1 rRNA gene is annotated in these 809 nt (G+C 50.6%); it reads right to left on the bottom strand.

Going from position 1 to position 809, the window contains the following annotated elements:
- Positions 1-809 (bottom strand): 23S ribosomal RNA (locus tag MRBLMS1_RS14925); the annotation flags it as partial.

Below are 809 nucleotides of genomic sequence, written 5' to 3'. Positions count from 1 at the left end.
ATATCCGCAGCTTCGGTGACTGGCTTAGCCCCGTTACATCTTCCGCGCAGGACGACTCGATCAGTGAGCTATTACGCTTTCTTTAAATGATGGCTGCTTCTAAGCCAACATCCTGACTGTTTTAGCCTTCCCACTTCGTTTTCCACTTAGCCAATCTTTGGGACCTTAGCTGGCGGTCTGGGTTGTTTCCCTCTTGACGCCGGACGTTAGCACCCGACGTCTGTCTCCCAAGCTCGCACTCATCGGTATTCGGAGTTTGCAATGGTTTGGTAAGTCGCAATGACCCCCTAGCCATAACAGTGCTCTACCCCCGATGGTGATACTTGAGGCACTACCTAAATAGTTTTCGGAGAGAACCAGCTATTTCCAAGTTTGTTTAGCCTTTCACCCCTACCCACAGCTCATCCCCTAATTTTTCAACATTAGTGGGTTCGGACCTCCAGGGCGTGTTACCGCACCTTCATCCTGGCCATGAGTAGATCACTTGGTTTCGGGTCTACACCCAGCGACTGATCGCCCTATTCGGACTCGATTTCTCTACGGCTTCCCTATTCGGTTAACCTTGCCACTGAATGTAAGTCGCTGACCCATTATACAAAAGGTACGCAGTCACGGAACAAGTCCGCTCCTACTGTTTGTATGCACACGGTTTCAGGATCTATTTCACTCCCCTTCCGGGGTTCTTTTCGCCTTTCCCTCACGGTACTGGTTCACTATCGGTCGATTACGAGTATTTAGCCTTGGAGGATGGTCCCCCCATATTCAGACAGGATGTCACGTGTCCCGCCCTACTTGTCGTACGCTTAGTA

The organism is Massilia sp. LMS1-1-1.1, assembly GCF_040815535.1.
GTDB lineage: Bacteria > Pseudomonadota > Gammaproteobacteria > Burkholderiales > Burkholderiaceae_D > Janthinobacterium > Janthinobacterium aestuarii.
The sequence above is the reverse complement of the archived record's forward strand: the minus strand, read 5'-3'. Positions and strand labels throughout refer to the sequence as shown.